Raw genomic sequence first — 1,460 nt, 5'->3', positions numbered from 1 at the left:
CAATAACCAATTAACGAAACCAAACGTAGGGTGGGTCAGTTTTAAATTGCTGGATTACCAGAAAAGTGGGTCAAAATTCAATTGCTGTTGACACTGAGGCATTAGTCCAGCTTTTAGGCTGTAGTTCTCCATTGTTATTTTCATTGAATTAACTAAGTTCATTGGAGCAACTATGTAGCCGAGTCGAAGTGTATTTGAGAATATTTTCGAAAAACTACCTATGTATATTGTTCGACGAAGTGAGTCAAAGCCCGCAAGTGCAGGAATAGGCCTTCCTGAATAACGAAATTCACTATCATAATCATCTTCAATAATCCAAGCACTATTGGTCTCTGCCCACTTAATATATTCCAACCGACGTTTAGGAGACATAGCACCACCTAACGGGTACTGGTGAGACGGCGTCAGGATTACCAACGAAGGGGATGAGTTGCACGATGGAAGCTCTGTACCGTCCTTGCCAATATCCAAAAATACCGGCTTTAACCCTAAACTTTCAGCTGCATTTAGAACAGGGTAATAGCAGGGATCTTCTATGCCGACACTACAACCTGCTCTTGCTAATGTTCGAAAACAGATATTGAGAGCATCCGTGGCTCCTGCAGTGATTATTACCTGTTGCCAAGATGCATCTATTCCCCTCCATTCTCTGACATGAGCGGCGATCGCTTCTCTTAAGTTTACATTCCCAAGCGAACACGAACCTATGAACATTGATTCTGGCTTAGTTCTTGATAGTCGAGCCACTGTTCTTGCCCACTGCCGATAAGGGAATAAACTCATATCTGGCATGCCAGGAGTCAATGGCAAAATCTGGGGAGGGGGGCAGGGTTTTGACAATGACTCTTGTTCTGAGTTTTTTTGTTTTTCGCTAATCAACTCTATCGAACCTATAGAGCATAAAATGTAACCAGAACCTCTTCGACTCTTTATATACCCTTCAGCAGTCAACTGCTCGTAAGCACTTATAACAGTCGACCTAGCAACACCAAGTTCTTCAGCAAGTCTTCTCGTCGAAGGTAGCTTCATCCCTTCTGAAAACTCTCCTGCACAAGCCTGTCCTCTAATAAACTCACAAAGCTGCTCAAAAATGGGCTTTTTACTAGAACGATTTATAGCGAAAGCAAGCGATTTTTTATACATACTGGTATGTTGACTTTTTACAATATTGGATCTTTTAATAGTACTAATCCTATAGCAAAATCCTAGCTATATTAAGCGCATTTGCTAAATTACTAAGATAAAATATCTCGTGAATGATGTTTCATATAAAACCAAAAGGTATATATAAAAAACATAGAGAATCAAGCCAAAGCAGGGCTAGATAATTTAAGTAATGAAATTTTTAATTATTTCACGCATTCAGAATCAATACTCTAGACACTTTTACGCAGCCATAGCCCCATAGTCACTCATCTGTTTATACACTTGAGCGACTTTTTGAATACTTAAGCTTAACC

The 1,460-nt window shown here is 39.9% G+C and carries 1 protein-coding gene; it reads right to left on the bottom strand.

Annotation, left to right across the window (positions count from 1 at the left end):
• Window positions 1–54: 54 nt before the first annotated feature.
• The gene (gene pdxR / locus F607_RS32230) at window positions 55–1,143 is read right to left on the bottom strand and encodes a MocR-like pyridoxine biosynthesis transcription factor PdxR (RefSeq protein ID WP_051311887.1); all 1,089 of its coding nucleotides are present in this window, start codon (window positions 1,141–1,143) and stop codon (window positions 55–57) included.
• Window positions 1,144–1,460: the final 317 nt, after the last annotated feature.

Source organism: Zooshikella ganghwensis DSM 15267, from assembly GCF_000428585.1.
Taxonomy (GTDB): domain Bacteria; phylum Pseudomonadota; class Gammaproteobacteria; order Pseudomonadales; family Zooshikellaceae; genus Zooshikella; species Zooshikella ganghwensis.
This window is presented reverse-complemented; position numbering and strand designations above follow the sequence as displayed.